The sequence below is a fragment of the Sphingobium sp. IP1 genome, assembly GCF_002708645.1.
In the GTDB taxonomy this organism is placed as follows: domain Bacteria; phylum Pseudomonadota; class Alphaproteobacteria; order Sphingomonadales; family Sphingomonadaceae; genus Sphingobium; species Sphingobium yanoikuyae.
Genome location: NZ_NOIW01000072.1, coordinates 1 through 22,202, shown reverse-complemented (window position 1 = coordinate 22,202; position 22,202 = coordinate 1). Strand labels below are relative to the sequence as shown.

The window sequence follows — 22,202 nt, the reverse complement described above, 5'->3', positions numbered from 1 at the left end:
CGACGCCTATTGCTTGCGCCGCGGCCAGGGATGGAGAATCGGGATGTAGATGGCGGCAATGATGCCCAGCGCCAGGAAAGTGAGGCCGATCGCCAGCGCAATCACCCAGTAGCGCGGGTCTTCCTGCGACACGAACCAGCCAGCAACGAGTGACGGAATGAACAGAAGGAGGCGTGCGATCCAGACCATGGATATTCCCCGCATGTCGAACGATGCACCGATCCTAGCATGCTGACTTCGGCAGGGAAAATAATCTGGAAGCCACTTTGGCCTCCGATCGGTCATTCCCGATAGGGTGGCCGCAGCCGCATGCCCTTGGTCCGGCTGGTCAGATGATATTGGCGACACAGCGCACAGCGATAAGGCCGCAGGACGATGGATGCACGATGGACGACAGCCCATGCCTCCTCCTCCGTGGCATAGCGTGCCTTGCGGGTGCAGATGCCCAATGTCGTACGCATGATGGAATGCTTCGCCAGATCGCGCCCGGCGTCAATGCCGATTGACGCAGCAAAATCTAAAGCAACTACAGTGAGTTGCGTTCGATCGTTCAGCGATGAAGGAAAATGGTGCACCCGGAACGATTCGAACGTCCGACCCTCAGATTCGTAGTCTGATGCTCTATCCAGCTGAGCTACGGGTGCGTTGGAGTGGCGCTGTTAGAAGCGTCCGGCGGTGCTGGCAAGCACTTTCTTTCACTTTTTTCGACAATGCCCGAACGACGGGCGTTTTCGGCAACTTCCCGGCGGGCTGATCGTTTCGACGCTGGAAAGGATGCCGACATGAGCTTCACACCCAATGAGATTGCGCTGCTGCTGGTGGCGCTGCTGGCCGGCCTGGTGCTTGGCCTGATGATGAGCGGCCGAGGCAAATATAAGCGCCTGTGGCGCGAGGAGCAGAGCGCCCACCACCATGCCATCCGGGATCGCGATGCGCGGCTGAATGCCGCCAATGAGCGGATCGCCGAACTGGAGCGCCAGTCTGCCCCGATCGGCCCCGGCACGGCCACCGCCGTGGCCGGCGGCGTGCATGGCCGCGATGACCTCAGCCGGATCAACGGCATCAGCCAGACGCAGGAGGTCGCGCTCAACGAGGCGGGCTATCATCGCTACGGCCAGATCGCGGCGCTCAATGCTGAGCAGGAGGCGACGCTGGAAGCCCGCCTGGGGCTCAAGCCCGGCACGATCGCGCATGAGGACTGGCGCGGCCAGGCCCATGATCTGGAACGGGACGAGAAGCCGGGCCTGCTGAGCCGCCTCACTGGCCAGGCCTGACCCCCTGGAACGAAGAAGGGCGGGAGTTGCCTCCCGCCCTTTCCTCTTACTTCTTCGCCAGAGCGGCCTGCGCCGCAGCGAGGCGGGCGATCGGCACGCGATAGGGCGATGCCGAGACATAATCGAGGCCGGTCGCCTCGCAGAAGGCGATCGAGGCCGGATCACCGCCATGCTCGCCGCAGATGCCCAGCTTGATGCCGGGGCGGGTCGCCCGGCCGCGTTCGGCCGCCAGTTCGATGAGCTGGCCCACGCCCTCCACATCGATGCTGACGAACGGGTCGCGGGCGAAGATGCCCTTGTCGACATATTGCGTCAGGAAACGGCCGGCGTCGTCACGGCTGATGCCGATCGTGGTCTGGGTCAGGTCATTGGTGCCGAAGGAGAAGAATTCGCCGACTTCGGCGATCTCACCGGCCTTGAGCGCAGCGCGCGGCAGTTCGATCATCGTGCCGACCAGATAGTCGACCGACGCGCCCTGCTCGGCGAACACATCCTTGGCGACCTGATCGACGATCGCCTTCATCAGTTCCAGCTCCTTCTTCGTCGCGACGAGCGGGATCATGACTTCGGGGATCGGCGCTTCGCCGCTCCGTTCCTTCACGATCAGCGCGGCTTCGAAGATGGCGCGGGCCTGCATCTCGTAGATTTCGGGATAGGTGACACCCAGGCGGCAACCGCGATGGCCCAGCATCGGGTTGAATTCGTGCAGTTCGGCGGCGCGGCGCTTGAGCGCCTCGACACCGACGCCCGCCGCCTTGGCCACTTCCTCGAACTCCGCTTCGCCATGCGGCAGGAATTCGTGGAGCGGCGGATCGAGCAGGCGGATGGTCACGGGCAGGCCGGCCATCACCATGAATATCTGCGCGAAATCGTCACGCTGCTCAGGCAGCAGCTTGTCGAGCGCGACGCGGCGGCCCTTCTCGCTGTCGGCCAGGATCATCTCGCGCACGGCAGTGATGCGGGCCGCGTCGAAGAACATATGCTCGGTCCGGCACAGGCCCACGCCTTCGGCCCCGAAGTCGCGTGCGGTCTGGCAGTCGAGCGGGGTTTCCGCATTGGCGCGGACCTTCAGGCGACGAACCTTGTCGGCCCAGGCCATCAGGATGCCGAAATCGCCGGCCAGTTCGGGCTGCACGGTCGGCACTTCGCCCGCCATGACTTCGCCGGTGGCGCCGTCGATGGTCAGGATATCGCCTTCCTTCAGCTCGCGGCTACCGATGCGCAGGATCTTGTTGGCATTGTCGATCGACAGGCTGCCCGCGCCCGAGACGCAGGGACGGCCCATGCCGCGCGCCACCACGGCGGCGTGGCTGGTCATGCCGCCCCGCGCGGTCAGGATGCCCTTGGCCGCGTGCATGCCGTGAATATCTTCGGGGCTGGTTTCGACGCGGACCAGGATGACGGCGTCGCCCAGTTCGTTGCGACGCTCGGCGGTGTCGGCATCGAACACGATCGCGCCGCTGGCCGCACCCGGCGAGGCCGGCAGGCCCTTGGTCAGCACGTCGCGCGGCGCCTTGGGATCGAGGGTCGGGTGCAGAAGCTGGTCGAGCGCGGCGGGATCGACGCGGGCGACGGCTTCTTCCTCGCTGATCAGGCCTTCATTGGCCATTTCGACCGCGATCTTGAGCGCGGCCTTGGCAGTGCGCTTGCCCGAACGGGTCTGGAGCATCCAGAGCTTGCCCTGCTGCACCGTGAATTCGATGTCCTGCATGTCGCGATAATGGGTTTCGAGGATGTCGAACACCCGTGCCAGTTCGGCATAGGTTTCGGGCATCGCCTCTTCCATCGACAGCGGCTTGGCCCCTGCCCGCTCGCGCGCCTGCTTGGTGAGGTACTGCGGGGTGCGGATGCCGGCAACGACGTCCTCGCCCTGGGCGTTGATCAGATATTCGCCATAATAGGCATTCTCGCCGGTTGCGGGATCGCGCGTGAAGGCAACGCCGGTGGCCGAGGTGTCGCCCATATTGCCGAACACCATCGCCTGCACATTGACGGCAGTGCCCCAGTCGCCGGGGATCGAGTTCAGGCGGCGATAGACCTTGGCGCGGTCCGCCTGCCAGCTGCCGAACACGGCCGAGATCGCGCCCCAGAGCTGGTCGGCGACGTCCTGCGGGAAAGGCTTGTTCCAGAGCTTGGCGACCAGCGCCTTATATTCCGAAACCAGCGCCTTCCAATCTTCGGCGGTCATTTCGGTGTCGAGCGTGTAGCCCTGATCTTCCTTCGCGATTTCAAGGGCTTCCTCGAATGCGCCATGATCGAGTTCGAGCACCACGTCCGAATACATCTGGATGAAGCGGCGATAGCTGTCCCAGGCGAAACGCTCGTCGCCCGATGCGGCGGCCAGGCCCTGCACGGTCTCGTCATTGAGGCCGAGGTTGAGGACCGTGTCCATCATGCCCGGCATCGAGATGCGCGCGCCCGAGCGGACCGAGACCAACAGCGGATCGGCGGCGTCGCCGAACTTCTTGCCGGTAACCGCCTCGATATGGGCGATGCCATTGGCGACTTCCGCCTTCAGGCTTTCGGGATAGACGCCGCCATCGGTATAATAGCGGGTGCACATTTCGGTGGTGATGGTGAAGCCCGGCGGCACCGGCAGGCCGATCGCGGCCATGCCGTCCAGGTTCGCGCCCTTGCCGCCCAGCAGATTCTTGTCGCCCTTGCCCCCGTCGTTCACGCCACCGCCGAAACGATAAACATAGCGCGTCGAAGTGGTGCTCATCTGGGCCTCTTCCGTCATAACCATATACCGGCTCTCCCTGCACTGATTGCCGAGTTGTGCGTTGCAATAATAATGCCGCAATTAGCGGCTCAAGCCATTAGGGGATAGGACTTATCCCGCTTAACTTCGCATATTTCCCGCAGATTTTGGAATTTCGTTTCCTTATCCTGTAATCTTCGAAAAGTCGGCGACATTGTGCACTGCATCACGGACCCGCGCCAGCAGCGCGAGGCGAGTCGTGCGCTTCGCCGGATCAGCATCATTCACCGTCACGGTCTCAAAGAAGGCGTCGATCGGCGCACGGAGCGTCGCAAGCGCAGCCATGGCGCCTTCGAACTCCTCGGCCGCGACAGCCTGTGCCGCCTGCGGTTCCGCCGCGTCGAGCGCAGCGATCAGATCAGCTTCCGCCTTTTCGGGTTCATAGGAAAGCGAAATCGCCTCCGCCTGCTCCACGCCTTCCTTCTTGAGGATATTGGCGGCGCGCTTGTAGCCCGCGAGCAGGTTAACGCCGTCATCGGTCGCGACGAAGGACTGAAGCGCTTTCACGCGAGCGAGCAGGCGAACAAGGTCGTCCTCGCCACCCAGCGCGAACACTGCGTCGATCAGGTCATGACGAACGCCCGCTTCCTTCTGCTGGACCTTGAGGCGGTCGGCGAAGAAGTCGAGTAGATCGCCCTCAGCAACCGGCATACGCAGACCATTGGCGGTCACGATCTGGATCACGCCCAGTGCTGCGCGGCGCAGCGCGAACGGGTCACGCGAACCGGTCGGCTTTTCGTCGATGCCGAAGAAGGAGCGCAGCGTATCCAGCTTGTCCGCCAGGCTGAGCGCCACCGTCACCGGCGCAGTGGGGACGTCATCGCCCTGCCCGACCGGCTTGTAATGGTCGCGGATCGCGTCGGCGACCGCGTCGGGCAGGCCTTCGGCGCGGGCATAATAGCCGCCCATAACGCCCTGCAATTCGGGGAATTCGCCGACCATTTCGGTGACAAGGTCCGCCTTGCACAGTTCCGCCGCCTGGCGCGCAAGCGCCGGGTCGCAGTTCGGCACGATGCCTTCGCTCGCCAGCCATTCGGCCAGCTTGGCGACGCGCTCGACCTTGTCGGCCACCGTCCCCAGCTTCTCATGGAAGGTGATGCGGCCAAGCTTCTTCGCCTGATCGGCGAGCGGGGTCTTGCGGTCCTGCTGCCAGAAGAAACGGGCGTCGCTCAGGCGCGCGGCCAGCACCTTGCGGTTGCCGGCGACGATCGCCACGCCGCCATCCTTCGCCTCGATATTGGCGGTGCAGATGAAGGCCGGGGCGAGTTTTCCACCCGCGTCACGCAGAACGAAATATTTCTGGTTGATACGCAGGGTTAGCTGAATGACTTCGGGCGGAACCTCAAGAAATTCCGGATCGAAATCGCCCAGCAAGGGCACCGGCCATTCGGTAAGGCCAGCATTTTCCGCGACCAGGCCCTTGTCCTCAATCACGCTATAGCCCTTGGCCGCCGCAGCCTCGCCGGCCTTCGCCTCGATGATCGCCTGACGCTCCTGATGCGAGACGATGACATAGGCGGCGCGCAGCTTGTCGGCATAGTCGTCGGCACCGTCGATGCTGATGGTGCCGGTCGAATGGAAGCGATGCCCCACCGTCTCGCGGCCAGCCTCGATCCCTTCGATCGACAGCGGCACGATCTCGCCGCCGAGCAGCGCGATGATGCCCTGCAGCGGGCGGACCCAGCGCAGGCTTTCGGTGGTGGCGCTGGCCGCGCCCCAGCGCATCGACTTGGGCCAGGGGAAGGCGCGGACAACCGCCGGCACGGCTTCGGCCAGCACGTCGGTGGTGGCGCGGCCGGGCCTGTTCACCACGGCGAACCAGACGCCGTCGCGATCCTCCAGCTTGTCCTGGGTCAGGCCGGTCTTGCGCAGGAAGCCTTCGAGCGCCTGCGCCGGGGCGCTGGTGCGGGGGCCCTTGAACTCCTCGCTGACCGCCGCGGTTTCCAGCGGCAGGTCGCGGGCGATCAGCGCCAGGCGGCGCGGCGTGACGAAGCTGTCGATCGACGCGGGCTTGAGCCCGGCCTTGGCCAGTTCCTCGGTGAAGAGGCGCGCCAGATCGTCGGACGCCTTCAATTGCATGCGCGCGGGAATTTCCTCGCAGCGCAGTTCAAGGAGGAAATCGGTCATGCGATTTCCTCCGAAGCCCCAGCGCCGGCTGGGGCCGCAAGCGAATGCAGTGCCACATGGCCCGAGATCCCAGCCTTCGCTGGGATGACGATATTATTCATGGTCATCAGGCGGTCCATCCGTTGGTCTTCATCCACGCTTCGCAGCTACCCTTCGCCATGTCGCGGACCTGGCCCATATAGCTGGCACGCTCCTGCACGGAGATCACGCCGCGCGCCTGCAGCAGATTGAAGGTGTGGCTGGCCTTGATCGCCTGTTCAAAGGCCGCGAGCGGCACATCATTGGCGATGCACTGGTCATATTCGGCCTTGCAGTCCTTGAACCAGCGGAACAGCTTTTCGGTGTCGGCGACCTCGAAATTCCATTTCGACATCTGCCGCTCATTTTCCAGGAACACCTCGCCATAGGTGACACCCTGGTCGTTGAACTTCAGGTCATAGACGCTGTCGACGCCCTGGATATACATGGCGAGGCGTTCGAGGCCGTAGGTCAGCTCGCCCGCGACCGGCTTGCAGTCATAGCCGCCCATCTGCTGGAAATAGGTGAACTGGGTGACTTCCATGCCGTCGCACCAGACTTCCCAGCCCAGGCCCCAGGCGCCCAGCGTCGGGCTTTCCCAGTCATCCTCGACAAAGCGGATGTCATGGACCAGCGGATCGATGCCGATTTCCCTGAGGCTGCCCACATACAGTTCCTGCAGGTTCGCAGGGCTGGGCTTCATGATCACCTGATATTGGTAATAATGCTGCAGCCGGTTCGGGTTCTCGCCATAGCGGCCGTCGGTCGGACGGCGGCTCGGCTGGACATAGGCCGCGTTCCAGGGCTTGGGGCCCAGGCTGCGCAGCGTGGTCGCCGGGTGGAATGTACCCGCCCCCACTTCCATGTCGTAGGGCTGAAGAATGACACAACCCTGCTTGCCCCAATAGGCGTGCAGGGTGAGAATGAGGTCCTGGAAGGAAAGCGCTTTGCCCTCGGCCACCGGTGGTCCTTGCAATAATGACAGATTATGGTCGGCCGCGCCTTGGCGCAGCGCGGGCCAAGGGTCAAGGAAAAGCCGCGTCGAACAGGGTTAAGCCGCTTGCCCTGCGCGCCCGGCGCCCGCATGGAAGGGATATGAGACTGACCGCTTTCCCGTCCCGCTGGCTTTCCGCGGGACTTTTGCTGCTCGGCGCCTGGGGCCAGGCCCAGCCCGTCGCCGCCCGCGAACCCGTCAACATCGCTGTCAACGTCGCCCCTGCCCTGTGGCAGGTGAAGGACGCCGACACGACCATCTATCTGTTCGGCACCGTCCATGTGCTGAAACCGGGGATCGACTGGTTCAAGGGCGGGGTGAAGCAGGCGTTCGACGCATCGGACGAACTGGTGCTGGAAATCATCGAGCCGGAAAATCCCGGCGAAATGGCGCAGATGATGGCGGGTAAGGCGATGGCGACCGACCGGGTCGCCCTGTCCACCCGGCTCGCGCCCGACGCCGCGCAGAAATATCGCGCGGCGATGGTGGCCGCCGGCGTGCCATGGCAGTCGTTCGAAGCGTTCAATCCGTGGATGGCGGGCATGATCCTGTCGGTCGCGCCGCTGCAGAAGCTGGGTTACCAATCCGACATCGGCGCGGAGAAGATATTGCGGGCCGCCGCCGAGAAGGCCGGCAAGAAGGTCGGCGCGCTGGAAACGGTGGAGCAGCAGCTCAATTTCTTCGCCGACCTGCCGATGGGGCAGCAGGTCCAGTTCCTCAACGCCACGGTCGAGGGCATGGACGGCATGGAAGGCGAGTTCGCCGCCCTGCTCAACCATTGGCAGACCGGCCAGCCGGAAAAGCTGGCGGACGAGATGAATGATTCGCTCAAGGCCACGCCGGAACTGGCGCAGGTGCTGCTGATCAACCGCAACGCCAATTGGGCCAAGTGGATCAAGGCGCGACTGGACCAGCCCGGCACCGTCTTCGTCGCGGTCGGCGCGGGTCATCTGGCCGGCAAGGGCAGCGTGCAGGATCAGTTGAAGATGCTGGGCATCGCCAGCGCGCGTGTGAAGCAGGGGGAATAAGGCCATGAAAAGCTGGATGATCCGTTTTCTGGCCCTTTGCGGCCTTGCCCTGATCGCCGCGTGCGGCAGCGAACAGAAGGCCCCTGCCCCCAAGGTCGAGGCCGGCCAAGGGCCAGCGCTGTGGCGGGTGGAACGCGCGGGCCTGGACGGCTGGATCTTCGGCACCATCCATGTCCTGCCCGAAGGGGTCGACTGGCAGACGCCGACCATCAAGCAGGCCTGGAAGGACGCCGACCAGCTGGTGCTGGAGGCCGCCGACCTGCAGGACCAGCAGAAGACGCTGGGCCTGTTCGAAAGCATGGGCCGCAGCCCCAACCTGCCCGCGCTCGACGCGCGCGTGCCGGCGGGCGAGCGCCCCGAACTCGACCGGATCGTCAAGGAAGGCGGCACCAGCGCGCAGGCGCTGTCGGGCTATGAAAGCTGGGCGGCGGCCATGCTGCTGTCGGCCGCGTCGCAGGAAAGCCTGAACGTCAGCCAGGCCAATGGCGTCGAGCCGGTACTGATCGCCGTCTTCAAGGGCCGGCCGATCGGTGGCCTCGAAACCGTCGAGCGCCAGTTCGGCGCCTTTGACGGCCTGCCCGAAGCGGCGCAGCGCAAGCTGCTGATCCAGACCATCCATGAAGCCAAGGACATGAAGGCCCTCTACAATCGCATCCTGACCGCCTGGGCCAAGGGCGACATGGAGGCGATCGCGAAAGAGGACCAGAATGGCGAGCAGCCCGATCCGGTGGTCGAGGACGCGATCCTGACCGCGCGCAACCGCGATTGGGTCGGCGCGGTCGACAAGTTGAAGGGCCGCCCCTTCATCGCGGTGGGCGCCGGTCACCTCACCGGCAAGGACAATCTCGTCGATCTGCTCAAGGCCAGGGGCTACAAGGTCACGCGCGTGCAATAAGCCAGCGCTAAACTTGCTTTATCGCCGCTTTCTGCTACAGGGCCGCCTTCCCGCGATGGTCATCCCTGGAGGCGTGGCGGGAAAATTGTATCAAATTTGCTTTTGGAGACACGCAATGAGCGAGCAGCTTACGCTGTCGGCCGAGGCACGCGATCGGGCAGGCAAGGGAGCCTCCCGCGCCCTCCGCCGTGAGGGCCGCGTACCCGCCGTCATCTATGGTATGAACGAAGAACCCCTGTCGATCCACGTCGAGGAAAAGCTCCTCAACAAGCAGCTCGGCACAGGTCACTTCTTCAATTCGGTCATCATGGTCGAAGTCGGCGGCAAGACCGTCCGCACCCTCGCCAAGGATGTGGCCTTCCACCCCGTGACCGATCGTCCGCTGCACGCCGACTTCCTGCGCGTTTCGGAACATGCCACCGTGACTGTCGCTGTCCCGGTGCGCTTCGAGAATGAAGACGCCTCGCCCGGCCTCAAGAAGGGTGGCGTGCTGAACGTCGTCCGTCACGACGTCGAACTGGTCGTCGATGCCGCCGAGATCCCCGATGACGTCGTCGTCGACCTCAAGGGCTTCGAAGTCGGCGATTCGATCCACATCAGCGCCGTGACCCTGCCCAAGGGCGCGAAGGCTGCGATCGAAGACCGCGACTTCACCATCGCCACCATCGTCGCTCCCTCGGCTCTCAAGAGCGCCGAAGGCGAAGCGGCCGAGGGCGAAGGCGAGTAATCGCCTTACAGCTTGCTTGCAGGCTGGAAATTCCGATCCCGTCCGCCTAACCGGCGGGCGGGATTTTTCTTTTCATGCGAGATAGACGATGCAGATCTGGGCCGGCCTCGGCAATCCGGGGCAACAATATGCGATGCACCGGCACAATGTCGGCTTCATGGCCGCGGACCTGATCGCCGACATGTATCGCTTCTCGCCGCCCAAAAAGCAGTTCCAGGGCTGGGTGCAGGAAGGGCGGATCGGCCCGGAGAAGATCATCCTGCTCAAACCCGCCACCTTCATGAACGAAAGCGGCCGCGCGGTCGGCGAGGCGATGCGCTTCTACAAGCTGACGACGCAGGACGTGACCGTCTTTCATGATGAGCTCGATCTCGCGCCGATGAAGGTCAAGGTGAAGCGCGGCGGCGGCAATGCCGGCCATAATGGCCTGCGGTCGACCGACGCCCATATCGGCAATGATTTCCGCCGCGTGCGGCTGGGAATCGGCCATCCCGGCCACAAGGACAAGGTCCATGGCTATGTGCTGGGCAATTACCACAAGAGCGAGATGGACGCGCTCGCCGACATGCTGGGCGCGATCGGTGCCGAGGCGGAATGGCTGGCGAAGAATGACGACGCCCGCTTCATGAACGAAGTGGCGCTGCGGCTGGCCGACTGAGGCCGATCAGAAGCGCGCCGAAAGGCCCAGTAGCGGCCCTTCCTGCGAGACGTTCCAGCGAAATTGCTGGCCGGTAAAGTCGCGCATCCGATATTGCTGGTGAACGAATCGATAGCCAGCGCGCACGGTCAGCGGCAGGCCGGCGAGGCGCAGCCGGTAGCCAATCGTTCCTTCGCCATCCATGCTGGATTTGCGGTCGCTAAAGCCGCCGGCATTCAGGCGCGCGTCGATCACCCAGTGACGGTCGATATCGCCGGCCGTGCGGACGCCGGCCAGCACCTCCGTCCAGTCAGCCTTGCGATTGGCCGTCAGGCCCAGCGCCGCGACATCGGCCGACAGTTTCGACCAGCGCAAACCGACGACCGGCGCGAAGGTGAAGCGCCGCCGATCCCCATGGACGGTTCGCTCCGCCATGCGATGGTCGATGATATTGTAGAAGAGGCCACCCGACACATGGGTCTTCCTGATGCCCAGCCCCACCTGCTGATGATAGACGGATGCGTCCTGGCTGGTCTTCACATATTGGCCGTCGACATAGGCGCCAACCTTGCCATTGCTCAGGACGACTTCGCCCATGGTGACGAAGTCGAGATGGTCGAATATCTCCGAGAAAGGCATGTCGACCCTGGTGCGGAACCCCGCCAGTTCCGCATTACCGTGCAGCGACGCCGCCCAGACATAGGGCGAGACGGTGAGATGCCAGCCCTGATCGGGCGTGTCATCGGACAGGTGCGCCGGCGCCTCCTGCGCCAAGGCCGGTCCGGCATAGACAAGGGCATTGGCGAACAGGCAGCATAGAGGAAGATATCGCATGGCGGCGCCCCCAGCCGATCAGGACAGTCCCAGGAATTTGAAGGCCGGCGCATCCTTGAACTGGCCGCTGACCTCGCCCGAAAAGGTTTTCGTCTGGTTCGGGCCAAGATCGAGCTTCTTCACCTTGGCAGAAGGCGCAAAGTCGATCGTCTTCAGATCGACCCAGAAGCTGTTCGGCGTCAACGCGGACTCGAAGAAATAGAGCTTGCGCTTGTGATCCGCGACCGTGCGCCAGCGGGTCGAGGAGATATTGGGCTGGTCCGGGGTCGAGATGCCGAATGGCACCGAGACATTGCGGATCACGCTGAACACGCTGGCCAGCGCCGTCACCGGGTCTTCGCTCTTGGGAATGGCCTTCACATAGAAGGAGGCGCGGGCGAAGCGATCGGCCGAGCGGTTGGTGCCCGGCAACATGGTGGTGCCGCCAATATCCTTCCAATAGGCGTTGAGCGCCAGTTGCTCGTCGAAGATCGGCGAATTGGTCATCACCGGATATTGCGGGCCGTGATGGATCACCAGCTTGCCCTTGATATATTCGAAGATGGCACTGTCGCCCGACGCATCCGAAATCGCGAGGTGGAGCGTGCCGAGCCGTTCCTCGCCCGGAATATTGTCGGTGACGACGACAAAGCTTTCCTTGGACAGTTCGTCGACCGCCGCCTTCACGGTGGCGAAATTGTCGAGCACATATTGAGTCCAGATGGCGATGCTCATGCCCGGCTGCTTGCCGTCGAAATGCGGATATTCGGATTCGACCAGCCACAGGAGATTGGCGGTTAGCCCCGCCTCGTTCATGCCGTCGGTGGTGGAAATGTCGTAGCCGGTGGCGATCACGCTGCCATAGCGGGACGTCCATTTGACCGAATTGGGGCCGGCCTCCCCACTGCGCGCGATGCCGCGCGGAAAGATCCAGAGGTTGGTGCCGACATCGACCTTCCAGTCCATCGACCGGGCGGTGATCACATCGTCATTGGCGCCATGATAGACCAGGCGCGTGCAGGCATCGGCCGATACCGAAGCCAGTTGCGCCGAGAGCAGCGCAAGACCGGACAGGAAAGCAGGCAGACGAGACATGGAACCTCCTACAAAGGTCACGATACTGTCACTGAAAATGCCGATTTTCTGAATAGTTGCCATGGGTGATAACCCGCATGACGGCTTTGGCCAACCCGTCCCTTGCGCAGTAATCGCATCCGATCACGGTCGCCCGCACCTTCGGCGCGACAAAGCGCATTGCGCAGTGCAGCATGAACAAGCCATAGAGGCGTAACGACTTATTAGGCAAAGCAGGGGACAGAGGTGATCCAGACCGTCGCGACCACGCCTTTCGACGACCAGAAGCCCGGCACATCGGGCCTGCGCAAGAAGGTTCGGGTCTTCCAGCAGCCCCATTATGCGGAAAATTTCATCCAGTCGGTGTTCGACAGCCTGGACGGCTATGCCGGCCAGACCTTGGTGATCGGCGGCGATGGCCGCTATCTCAATCGCGAAGTCATCCAGATCGCACTCAGGATGGCGGCGGCCAATGGCTTTGGCCGGGTGCTGGTCGGTCAGGGCGGTATCTTGTCCACCCCGGCTGCGTCGCATCTGATCCGGTCGTCCGGCGCCTTTGGCGGGCTGGTGCTGTCGGCCAGCCATAATCCGGGTGGCCCGGACGAGGATTTCGGCATCAAATATAATGTGTCGAACGGCGGGCCAGCCCCCGAAAAGGTGACCGACGCGATCCACGCGCGGACCCTGACGATCGACAGCTATCGCATCCTCGAAGCCGCCGACGTCGATATCGACACGCTGGGGACCAGCCAGTTGGGCGCCATGGCCGTCGAAGTGGTCGATCCGGTCGCCGGCTATGCCGCGCTGATGGAAAGCCTGTTCGATTTCCCCGCGATCAGGGCGATGATCGCCGGTGGCTTCACCCTCGCCTTCGACTCGATGAGCGCGGTGACCGGCCCCTATGCGACCGAGATTTTCGAGAAGCGACTAGGCGCACCGGCCGGCACGGTGATGAACGGCACCCCCCTGCCCGATTTCGGCCATCATCATCCCGACCCCAATCTGGTCCATGCCAAGGCCCTCTATGACCGGATGATGGCCGCCGACGCGCCCGACTTCGGCGCGGCGTCGGACGGTGACGGCGATCGCAACCTGATCATCGGCCGCCACTGCTATGTGACGCCCTCGGACTCGCTCGCGGTGCTGGCCGCCAATGCCCATCTGGCGCCGGGCTATGCCGGTGGCCTCAAGGGTATCGCCCGCTCCATGCCGACCAGCGGCGCAGCCGATCGGGTGGCGGAGAAGCTGGGCATCCCGCTCTATGAGACGCCGACCGGCTGGAAATTCTTCGGCAACCTGCTCGACGCCGGCATGGCGACGATCTGCGGCGAGGAAAGCGCCGGCACCGGGTCCGACCATGTGCGCGAGAAGGACGGCATCTGGGCGGTGTTGCTGTGGCTCAATATCCTGGCCGCGCGCCAACAGAGCGTGGCGGACATCATGGCCGATCATTGGGCGACCTATGGCCGCAACTATTATGCCCGCCACGACTATGAAGCGATCGCCAAGGACAAGGCCGAAGCGCTGATGGCCGCTCTGCGCGACACGCTCGCCAGCCTGCCCGGCACCGGCAACAGTGGCGGCACGGTGAAGGCGGCGGACGATTTCGCCTATACCGATCCGACCGACCAGTCAGTGAGCCGGAACCAGGGCGTACGTATATTGTTCGAGGATGGATCGCGCGTGGTGTTCCGCCTGTCGGGCACCGGCACCGAAGGGGCCACCTTGCGCGTCTATATCGAACGCTATGTCGGGCCGGACGGCGATCTGGCGCTGGCAACCGGCGATGCGCTCGCGCCGCTGGTCGCCGCGGCGCAGGAACTGGCCGACATTGCCGGCTATACCGGCATGGATCAGCCCAGCGTCATTACCTGAACCGGTTCACCATCGCTTACCCCGCAGCAACGGGACAGCAATGACAGCAACCTAAAGGCGGTGGGGATGTCGCTTTCCACCGCCAGAGGTTTCATGCGTTTCCCGTCGCTTGCTGTCGCCCTGTCCCTTGCCACCCTGTCCCTTGCCGCCCTCGCCATGCCCGCGCAGGCTGCGACGCGCGAGGACGAGCAGCTTTGGGTCAATCTGACGGCGATGGGGTCGATCAAGGACGAACTGGTCTATTTCGCCGAAATCCAGCCGCGCATCGGCGACGGCGTGTCGCGCATCGACCAGGCCCTTTTCCGCGGCGCGCTCGGCGTCAAATTGTCGCGCGACATCACCCTCTACCAGGGCTACGCCCATGTCGTCGTGCCGATCGAGGGCGGCAAGGACGTCAATGAGGAACGCAGTTTCCAGCAGCTGAGCTGGACGCTGGCGCGGCCCAAGGACGCCGAGATTTCCTCGCGCACCCGGCTGGAGCAGCGCTGGCGCTCGAACGGCGGCGACATGGGCTGGCGCCTGCGCGAAATGCTGCGGGTGGAACATGCGCTCAAACCCGGCAGCGACGCGGTCAATGCGCTGGCCTATGGCGAGGTCTTCTTCGCCCTCAACGACACCGATTGGGGCGCCCGCAAGGGCTTCGACCAGCTCCGTAGCTTCGCCGGGGTTGAGATCGGCCTGCCCGGCGCCTCCACCATGGAAGTCGGCTATCTCAACCAGCTGATCGACCAGGGCGGCAGCCGCCAGCGCGTCAACCATGTCGCATCGGTGACGCTGTTCTTCCGCCATTGACGCAAGGCTGGCCAATCCGCGCCGAAACCGCTATCGGCGCGGCATCATCTGAGACATGAAGGCAGTCAAATGGGTTTTCGTTGCGGTATCGTCGGGCTTCCCAATGTGGGCAAGTCCACCCTGTTCAATGCGCTGACCGAGACGCAGGCGGCGCAGGCGGCGAATTATCCCTTCTGCACGATCGAGCCCAATGAGGGTCGCGTCGCCGTGCCCGACGATCGGCTGCAGACCATCGCCAGGATCGGCGGCAGCGCCAAGATCATCGAGACGCAGCTCGCCTTCGTCGACATTGCCGGCCTGGTGCGCGGCGCGTCGAAGGGCGAAGGGCTGGGCAACCAGTTCCTGGCGAACATCCGCGAGACCGACGCCATCGTCCACGTCCTGCGCTGCTTCGAGGATGACGACATCACCCATGTCGAGGGCAAGGTCGATCCGATCGCCGACGCCGAGACGGTGGAAACCGAACTGATGCTCGCCGACCTCGAAAGCCTGGAGAAGCGGGTTCCCAACCTGCTCAAGAAGGGCGCGCAGGGCGACAAGGAAGCCAAGGCCGCCGCATCGGTGCTGGGCCAGACGCTGGAACTGCTGCGCGACGGCAAGCCCGCACGCCTGACCCAGCCGCGCGACGAGGAAGAAGCTCGCCTGTTCGCCCAGGCGCAGCTGCTGACCGCCAAGCCCGTCCTCTATGTCTGCAATGTCGAGGAAGGCGCCGCGGCCGAGGGCAATGCATTTTCCGCCCGCGTGTTCGAGAAGGCAGCCGCCGAGAATGCCAGCGCGGTCATCGTGTCGGCGGCGATCGAGGCCGAACTCATCACCATGCCGGTCGAGGAACGCGGCGAATATCTCGAAGCGCTGGGCCTGACCGAAGCCGGTCTCGCCCGCATCATCCGCGCTGGCTATGAGCTGCTGGGCCTCATCACCTTCTTCACCGTCGGCCCCAAGGAAGCCCGCGCCTGGACCGTGGCCAAGGGCAGCAAGGCCCCGCAGGCCGCCGGCGCCATCCACTCGGACTTCGAAAAGGGCTTCATCCGCGCCGAGACCATGGCCTATGCCGACTATGTCCAGTTCAATGGCGAAGCCGGCGCCAAGGAAGCAGGCAAGTGGCGTTCGGAAGGCAAGGATTATGTGACGCAGGACGGCGACATCATGCTGTTCCGCTTCAACGTCTGACAGCAAAAGATACGCTGACATGGAAAGGGCCGGAGGAGCGATCCCCCGGCCCTTCTTCGTTCAGCGCGGGGCGCTTTCCTCTTCCGGGGCGTCAGCGGCTACTGACTCCGGCTCTAGCGGAGCAACCTCCTCCTCGCCCTTGCCCAGGCGGCGCTTGATCCAGCGCCAGCCGCCACCAAAGATCAGGATGATCGGGATCAGCAGTTTCTTGCCGAAGGCCAGGATCAGCGCGATCAGGCCCAGCTTCTTGGCCGCCAGCAGGCCCGCACCCGCCGCAATCATCCCGCCAATGCCATATTCGGCGACCTTGTCGACATTGGGCACATAATCGGCATAGCGCGCGCCTGCATCATAGCTGACCGAAGCACCGAACCTGGCTGCCGCCGCCTTCACCGATGGCAGTTGCGACATGGTCGACACCATGTTGAGGCTGAGCACGCCATAACGGCCGAGCAGGCGGACGTCATAGTTCAGCGTATCCTCCTGCGCATTGCCAAAACGCATGTCGCGCGCCCAGATGACGCTGTGATGCGCCTTGTCATAGGCCGGGCGCTCGGCCCAGCCGACCAGCTGGATGGCGGGATATCCGGCATCGGCACGCTCCTTGTTGCGCTCCTCCTCGCCCGACTTCATGTCGGCCATCAGCGCGTCATAATCGGTCGAAGCGGCGTCATCATCCTTCACATAGCCGCTCTGTTCATAGGTGATGACCGCCCCCCAGGCGTCGTCATCGACGAAGGTCTTGCCGGCCGGAAAGACCAGGCCCAGCACACCATCGGCCTGGGCCGACGGATTGCCCCACATGTCGACGATCACCTCGCGCGCCTGCGCCGCGTCGAGATAATAATAATCCTGGCCCAGATGCAGCACGGCCTTGGCTTCGGGCAGGGCGATGTCGCCATTTTGCGGGCGCTGCTTCGCCAGCACCGCCTTCACCTTGGCCTCATAGGCGCGCTGTTCCGCGCTCGCCGCCGGACCGGCAGGCTGGTCCGACTGGGCAAAAACCGCTACCGGCATGGCGCCGATCAGCAACATGGCGCCAATGGCGCTCCATATCTTCTTCATCAGATCCCCCTTGTGACGCGCAATCTTTTAGAAACAAAAGCTTGGAAGGCAATGACCCAACCGCCCCGCATCATGCCCGTCCGCCGCAAGATCGCCTTTCCGCCCAGCGTGGACGCGGAAACGCGGCTGCTTATCTTGGGCAGCCTGCCCGGCGACGCCTCGATCAAGCAGGGCGAATATTATGCCCATCGCGGCAATGCCTTCTGGGCATTGATGAGCGACGTTCTGGGCGAGGATGTCCGCAGCGCGCCCTATGCGATGAAGCTCAAACGGCTGCGCGCACGAGGCGTCGGCCTGTGGGACGTGATCGAGAGCGCCGATCGCGACGGCAGCTTGGACAGCAGCATCCGGGGTGCGGAACTGCGCGACCTCAGCGCCTTCCTGTCCCGCCTGCCCAATCTCCGCGCGATCGCCTTCAACGGCAAGACCGCCGCCCAGCATGGCCGTCGCCAATTGGGCGAAAGGTCCGATCTGGTGATGATTGACCTCCCCTCCTCCAGCGGCGCCTATGCCAGCCTTTCACGCGATGCCAAACGACAGGCCTGGAGCATAATGGCGCCCTATGTCGATCCGACATGAACCATTCGTCACTTTACCGACTTGGTTGGGCTGCTAAGCAGCGGCCAAATCTCCCTTTTGCCATGAGGCCATGATGTCCGCCCGTCGCCTGTCGCTCGCATTTGCCCTGTCCGTTTCCACCCTGCTCGGCGCCTGCGCCCCGGTGCAGCAGCATCCCGCCAGCGTCGTCGCCGCCCCGGCCGAACAGCGCGCGCCGGTGACGATCCTGGTGTCGATCGACGGCTTCCGCCCCGATTATCTGACCCGCGGCGTATCGCCCAACCTCAACGCGCTGGCGGCGGGCGGCACCGAAGCATCGATGCGCCCGTCCTTCCCGACCAAGACCTTTCCCAATCATTGGGCGATCGTGACCGGCGACCGGCCGGACCGCAGCGGCATCGTCGCCAATAATATGGAAGATGCCAGCCGGCCCAAGGACAAGTTCACCATGGCGAGCGACGATCCATACTGGTGGAACGAGGCCGAGCCGATCTGGATCACCGCCGAAAAGCAGGGCGTGCGTACCGCGACCATGTTCTGGCCCGGCTCCAACGTCGCCTGGGGCGGCAACAAGGCGGCCGACTGGCCCTACAAGATCAGCGGCGGATCGCGCCCGAGCGACTGGGCCCAGTTCAACGAGGCGATCAGCCCGACCCAGCGCGTCAACGGCGTGCTGGACGTGCTGCGCCGCCCGGCCGACATCCGCCCCCGCTTCGTCACCCTCTATTTCGATGAGGTCGACACCGCTGGCCATGTGAACGGACCGGCCGCACCGGAAACGACCCAGGCGGTCGCCGATGTCGATGCCCATATCGGCGAACTGATCGCCGGCCTCAAGGCGCTGGGCCAGCCGGCCAATATCGTCATCGTCTCCGACCATGGCATGGCCGCCAAGGCGAATGACCGGGTGCTGCCGATCGACAAGATCGCCGACCCGGCCGACTATCGCGTGGTGGAGGCCGGCCCCTATGCCAGCCTGGTCGCCAACCCCGGCCGCGAAAAGGCGCTGGAGGCCGCGCTGTTCAAGCCGCGCGACCATATGCAGTGCTGGCGCAAGAGCGAAATCCCAGCGCGCTTCCACTATGGCACCCATCGCCGCATCCCGCCCTATTTCTGCCTGGCCGAAACCGGCTGGGTGTTCCAGAACACGACGCCGACCAAGCCGGTCACCGGCGGCGACCATGGCTGGGATGATCGCGCGCCCGAAATGCAGGCTTTGTTCATCGCGAACGGCCCGGCCTTCGTCGGCGGCTTCCGTCCCTCGGCCGATTTCACCAATGTCGATGTCTATCCGCTGCTCGCCCGCCTGCTGGGCGTGACGCCGGTGGCGAGCGATGGCAATCCGGCGGTGCTGCAGGGGCTGGTGAAGCCCTGATCGGGCGACATGCATTTGTCATAAAGCGGTTCTAGGCGGCGCGTCATGTTCACGCGCCGCTCGCTCCTCTCCGCCGCCGCCATCGCCCCGATCGCCGGCGCGCCCGCCCTCCTTCGCGCCCAGAGCTGGTTCGCCGGCTATCCCTTCGCTTTGGGCGTGACATCGGGCGATCCGGCGCCCGACGGCTTCGTCATCTGGACCAAGCTGGCGCCGCGCCCGTTCGAGCCGCATGGCGGCATGCCGATGACGCCTATCCCGGTGAAATGGGAGGTCGCGGCCGATGATCGCTTCAGGACCATCGTTGCCGGCGGCGAAGCGACCGCCCGGCCCGAACTGGGCCATAGCGTCCATGTCGAAGTGACCGGCCTTCAGCCCGACCGGCCCTATTGGTATCGCTTTGCGCTCGGCAACGACCAGTCGACGCGTGGCCGCGCCCGCACCCTGCCGCTGGCGTCGGCCAGTCCCAAGCTGCTGAAATTCGGCGTCGCTGGCTGTCAGAATTATCAGGATGGCCTGTTCACCGCCTTCCGCCATCTGGCGCGCGAGGACGATCTCGCCTTCGTCTATCATTATGGCGACTTCATCTATGAATATAGCCAGCGCGGGCCGGACTATGACAAGGACGGCCTGCCCGGACCGCAGGTGCGCGACCATATCGGCCAGGATTGTTATGACCTTGCCGACTATCGCCTGCGCTACGCCCAATATCTGAGCGATTATGATCTGCAGGCGGCGCGTTGCCGCCATAGCTGGTTTCCGACCTTCGACGATCATGAGGTCGCCAACAACTGGGTCGGTGACATCGACGCCAAGGGCGCGCCGGCCGATGCCTTCCGCATGCGCCGCGCCGCCGGCATGCAGGCCTGGTATGAATATATGCCGGTCCGCGCGGCGATGGCGCCGCGCAGCGAGATGATCGGCACCATGTATCGCCAGGCGCGCTTCGGCGACCTGCTGTCGATCGACTTCCTCGACACCCGCACCTTCCGCACCGACCAGCCCTGCGGCGACAATTTCAAGCCGGCCTGCGCCGAAATGACCGCCACCCAGGCACAGGTCATTTCGGCCGAGGAGGAAGGCTGGCTGACCCGCAACCTTGCCCGCCGCGACGCCAAGTGGAACTGCCTGGCGCAGCAGGTGATGATGATGGCGCTCGACCGCCGCAACAGCGAAGATGCGACCGATCCCATCTACAATATGGACACCTGGGCCGGCTACAAGGTGCAGCGCCAGCGGCTGCTCGGCCGGATGAAGGGGTTGAACAATGTCGTGGTCCTGACCGGCGACGAGCATCAGAATTTCGCCGGCCTGCTGGATGACGGCACCAAGCCGGTGGCGGTGGAGTTCGTGTCGACCTCCATTTCCTCCGGCGGCGACGGATCGGACCTGCGGCCCGGCAGCGACATCATCCTGAAGAACAACCCGCAGCTCAAATTCATCAACGACCAGCGCGGCTATCTGACCTGCGAAGTGACGCCGGACGCCTGGACGACGCGGGCGATGGTGATGGATCAGGTATCGGCGCCGGGCGGCCAGATCCGCACCCGCGCGACCATGACCGTGCCGCGCGGCACACCGGGGCTGACCATTAGCTGACAGTTGACGTAAACGGAAAGTCACCATACACCATGTCCGTTGCAATGGGAGACGGATAGATGGACGACATTCTCTATTTCGAGGATATCGTGGTGGGCGACAGCGTGGCGTTCGGGCCGCTGACCCTGTCGCGCGAGGAAACGATCGCCTTTGCCGCGGAGTTCGATCCCCAACCCTTCCATCTGTCCGACGAGGCAGCGGCCACCACCCATTTTCGCACCCTCTCCGCCAGCGGCTGGCACACCACAGCGCTGTTCATGAAGATGTTCGTCGCCGAAATGCAGAAATATCCCGGACGCCAGGCGGCCAGCCTGGGCGCGATGGGCGTCGATGAACTGCGCTGGCTGCGCCCGGTCCGCCCCGGAGACACGCTGCGCGGCACCAATGAGGTGATCGACAAGAAGATTTCGCAGAGCCGCCCGGAAATGGGCATCGTCCGCAACAAGGTGACGCTCTACAATCAGAAGGACGAACCCGTGCTGACCATGTGCCCGATCGCCATGTGGCGCACCCGTCCGGCATAAGGCCACCCCATCCGGGGTGGCCAATTGCTGTCCCCCGGACCTGTCGGCGCTGATCATTCCCCCCTAGGCGAGGCCAAACGCTCATCCGGGGAGCCCAGCCATGCCCAGCGCCGCGCATCTTGCCGCCTTTGCCCTCATCTCGCTCGGCATGGTGCTGACGCCGGGGCCGAACATGATCTATCTGATCTCGCGCTCGATCAGCCAGGGGCGCACCGCCGGCATGGTCTCGCTGCTCGGCGTCGCCTGCGGCTTCCTCTTCTACATGGTCGCTGCCGCCTTCGGCATCACCGCGCTGCTGATGGCGGTGCCCTTCGCCTATGACGTGCTGCGCCTGGGCGGCGCGCTCTATCTGCTGTGGCTCGCCTGGAATGCGGTGCGGCCCGGCGGCCGTTCGCCTTTCCAGGTGAAGCAATTGCCGCTCGATGGCCCGCGCAAGCTGTTCGCCATGGGGCTGCTGACCAATCTGCTCAATCCCAAGGTAGCGATGATCTATCTCTCGCTGCTGCCCCAGTTCGTCGATCCAGCGCGCGGCCATGTGCTTGGCCAATCGCTCATCCTGGGCGCGACCCAGATCGTCATCAGCCTGTCGGTCAACGCGATCATCGCCTGCCTCGCCGGATCGATCGCCGGCTTCCTCGGCACCCGGCCGCGCTGGCTGACGATCCAGCGCTGGTTCATGGGCACGGTTCTGGGCGGCCTCGCCGTGCGGATGGCGGTGGAGCGCTAGCGCGTAGACTCATTACGCACTGCACCAGATGCGCACGCAGATGAGCTTGATGGCTGCGAGGAAGTTGGCAGGGTCTTTGTCATAGCGGGTGGCGATGCCACGGAACTGCTTGATGCGGTTGAAGAATCGTTCGACGAGGTTTCGCTGTTTGTAGAGCCACGGCGAGAAGGCG

The 22,202-nt window shown here is 64.2% G+C and carries 22 protein-coding genes and 1 tRNA gene; 13 read left to right on the top strand and 10 right to left on the bottom strand.

The genetic code is table 11. The features are described from left to right. Nucleotides 1-6: 6 nt before the first annotated feature. The 3 genes from CG471_RS20765 to CG471_RS20760 form a co-directional block, all read right to left on the bottom strand. Nucleotides 7-189 (bottom strand): hypothetical protein, encoded by a 183-nt coding sequence (locus CG471_RS20765; protein ID WP_099233491.1) that lies wholly within the window; start codon nucleotides 187-189, stop codon nucleotides 7-9. A gap of 92 nt (nucleotides 190-281) precedes the next feature. Then, nucleotides 282-461 carry a hypothetical protein gene (locus CG471_RS30295; RefSeq protein WP_069336950.1) on the bottom strand — a complete coding sequence of 60 codons (180 nt, stop codon included), beginning with the start codon at nucleotides 459-461 and terminating at the stop codon, nucleotides 282-284. A gap of 106 nt (nucleotides 462-567) precedes the next feature. Beyond that, a tRNA-Arg gene (locus CG471_RS20760) sits at nucleotides 568-644 on the bottom strand. Nucleotides 645-782: 138 nt separating this feature from the next. Between CG471_RS20760 and CG471_RS20755 the strand changes: the two genes are divergently transcribed. Continuing rightward, nucleotides 783-1,274, top strand: a complete 492-nt coding sequence (locus CG471_RS20755; RefSeq protein WP_099233489.1) for a hypothetical protein — start codon at nucleotides 783-785, stop codon at nucleotides 1,272-1,274. Between the two features lie 46 nt (nucleotides 1,275-1,320). Here the strand turns inward: CG471_RS20755 and ppdK are convergent, their stop codons facing one another. From ppdK to CG471_RS20740, 3 genes are all read right to left on the bottom strand, one after another. Then, a complete protein-coding gene (gene ppdK, locus CG471_RS20750; protein ID WP_099233487.1) occupies nucleotides 1,321-4,020 on the bottom strand; it encodes a pyruvate, phosphate dikinase in 2,700 nt (899 codons plus the stop codon). Between the two features lie 138 nt (nucleotides 4,021-4,158). Then, nucleotides 4,159-6,162: a glycine--tRNA ligase subunit beta gene (gene glyS, locus CG471_RS20745; protein ID WP_099233485.1), complete on the bottom strand. Its 2,004-nt coding sequence runs from the start codon at nucleotides 6,160-6,162 to the stop codon at nucleotides 4,159-4,161. Between the two features lie 106 nt (nucleotides 6,163-6,268). After that, a complete protein-coding gene (locus CG471_RS20740) occupies nucleotides 6,269-7,141 on the bottom strand; it encodes a glycine--tRNA ligase subunit alpha (RefSeq protein ID WP_099233483.1) in 873 nt (290 codons plus the stop codon). Nucleotides 7,142-7,275: 134 nt separating this feature from the next. Here CG471_RS20740 and CG471_RS20735 point away from each other — a divergent pair, with 134 nt between their 5' ends. The 4 genes from CG471_RS20735 (at nucleotide 7,276) to pth (ending at nucleotide 10,482) form a co-directional block, all read left to right on the top strand. After that, on the top strand, nucleotides 7,276-8,202 hold the full coding sequence (locus CG471_RS20735; RefSeq protein ID WP_099233481.1) for a TraB/GumN family protein: 927 nt from the start codon (nucleotides 7,276-7,278) through the stop codon (nucleotides 8,200-8,202). Between the two features lie 4 nt (nucleotides 8,203-8,206). Then, nucleotides 8,207-9,097, top strand: coding sequence for a TraB/GumN family protein (locus CG471_RS20730; RefSeq protein ID WP_099233479.1), 891 nt, complete (start codon nucleotides 8,207-8,209; stop codon nucleotides 9,095-9,097). Nucleotides 9,098-9,212: 115 nt separating this feature from the next. Then, entirely contained in the window at nucleotides 9,213-9,824 is a 612-nt protein-coding gene (locus CG471_RS20725) for a 50S ribosomal protein L25/general stress protein Ctc (RefSeq protein ID WP_004207310.1), read from the top strand. Between the two features lie 88 nt (nucleotides 9,825-9,912). Next, entirely contained in the window at nucleotides 9,913-10,482 is a 570-nt protein-coding gene (pth, locus tag CG471_RS20720) for an aminoacyl-tRNA hydrolase (protein ID WP_099233477.1), read from the top strand. Nucleotides 10,483-10,488: 6 nt separating this feature from the next. Here the strand turns inward: pth and CG471_RS20715 are convergent, their stop codons facing one another. Further along, the gene (locus CG471_RS20715; protein WP_099233475.1) at nucleotides 10,489-11,295 is read right to left on the bottom strand and encodes a hypothetical protein; all 807 of its coding nucleotides are present in this window, start codon (nucleotides 11,293-11,295) and stop codon (nucleotides 10,489-10,491) included. 18 nt (nucleotides 11,296-11,313) lie between these two features. Then, nucleotides 11,314-12,369: a linear amide C-N hydrolase gene (locus CG471_RS20710; RefSeq protein ID WP_099233473.1), complete on the bottom strand. Its 1,056-nt coding sequence runs from the start codon at nucleotides 12,367-12,369 to the stop codon at nucleotides 11,314-11,316. Between the two features lie 225 nt (nucleotides 12,370-12,594). On the opposite strand from CG471_RS20710, the gene CG471_RS20705 reads away from it, so the two are divergent. From CG471_RS20705 to ychF, 3 genes are all read left to right on the top strand, one after another. Beyond that, entirely contained in the window at nucleotides 12,595-14,223 is a 1,629-nt protein-coding gene (locus tag CG471_RS20705; protein WP_099233471.1) for an alpha-D-glucose phosphate-specific phosphoglucomutase, read from the top strand. A gap of 66 nt (nucleotides 14,224-14,289) precedes the next feature. After that, nucleotides 14,290-15,015 (top strand): DUF2490 domain-containing protein, encoded by a 726-nt coding sequence (locus tag CG471_RS20700; protein ID WP_099233468.1) that lies wholly within the window; start codon nucleotides 14,290-14,292, stop codon nucleotides 15,013-15,015. A 69-nt stretch (nucleotides 15,016-15,084) separates the two neighbouring features. Then, nucleotides 15,085-16,185, top strand: a complete 1,101-nt coding sequence (gene ychF, locus CG471_RS20695) for a redox-regulated ATPase YchF (protein WP_004207317.1) — start codon at nucleotides 15,085-15,087, stop codon at nucleotides 16,183-16,185. 60 nt (nucleotides 16,186-16,245) lie between these two features. Here the strand turns inward: ychF and CG471_RS20690 are convergent, their stop codons facing one another. Beyond that, nucleotides 16,246-17,250, bottom strand: a complete 1,005-nt coding sequence (locus CG471_RS20690) for a DUF2167 domain-containing protein (RefSeq protein ID WP_099233466.1) — start codon at nucleotides 17,248-17,250, stop codon at nucleotides 16,246-16,248. A 51-nt stretch (nucleotides 17,251-17,301) separates the two neighbouring features. Between CG471_RS20690 and CG471_RS20685 the strand changes: the two genes are divergently transcribed. The 5 genes from CG471_RS20685 (at nucleotide 17,302) to CG471_RS20665 (ending at nucleotide 22,030) form a co-directional block, all read left to right on the top strand. Further along, nucleotides 17,302-17,829, top strand: coding sequence for a DNA-deoxyinosine glycosylase (locus CG471_RS20685; protein WP_099233464.1), 528 nt, complete (start codon nucleotides 17,302-17,304; stop codon nucleotides 17,827-17,829). Nucleotides 17,830-17,902: 73 nt separating this feature from the next. Next, nucleotides 17,903-19,183 carry an ectonucleotide pyrophosphatase/phosphodiesterase gene (locus CG471_RS20680; protein WP_099233499.1) on the top strand — a complete coding sequence of 427 codons (1,281 nt, stop codon included), beginning with the start codon at nucleotides 17,903-17,905 and terminating at the stop codon, nucleotides 19,181-19,183. Nucleotides 19,184-19,228: 45 nt separating this feature from the next. After that, nucleotides 19,229-20,779 (top strand): alkaline phosphatase, encoded by a 1,551-nt coding sequence (locus CG471_RS20675; RefSeq protein WP_099233462.1) that lies wholly within the window; start codon nucleotides 19,229-19,231, stop codon nucleotides 20,777-20,779. Nucleotides 20,780-20,838: 59 nt separating this feature from the next. Next, nucleotides 20,839-21,303 (top strand): MaoC family dehydratase, encoded by a 465-nt coding sequence (locus CG471_RS20670; RefSeq protein ID WP_099233460.1) that lies wholly within the window; start codon nucleotides 20,839-20,841, stop codon nucleotides 21,301-21,303. 100 nt (nucleotides 21,304-21,403) lie between these two features. Further along, complete coding sequence (locus tag CG471_RS20665; RefSeq protein ID WP_099233458.1) at nucleotides 21,404-22,030, top strand: LysE family translocator; 627 nt, start codon at nucleotides 21,404-21,406, stop codon at nucleotides 22,028-22,030. 12 nt (nucleotides 22,031-22,042) lie between these two features. Here the strand turns inward: CG471_RS20665 and CG471_RS20660 are convergent. Then, nucleotides 22,043-22,202, bottom strand: a 160-nt coding sequence (locus CG471_RS20660; RefSeq protein ID WP_143560160.1) for a transposase, incomplete at its 5' end; no start/stop codon positions are given.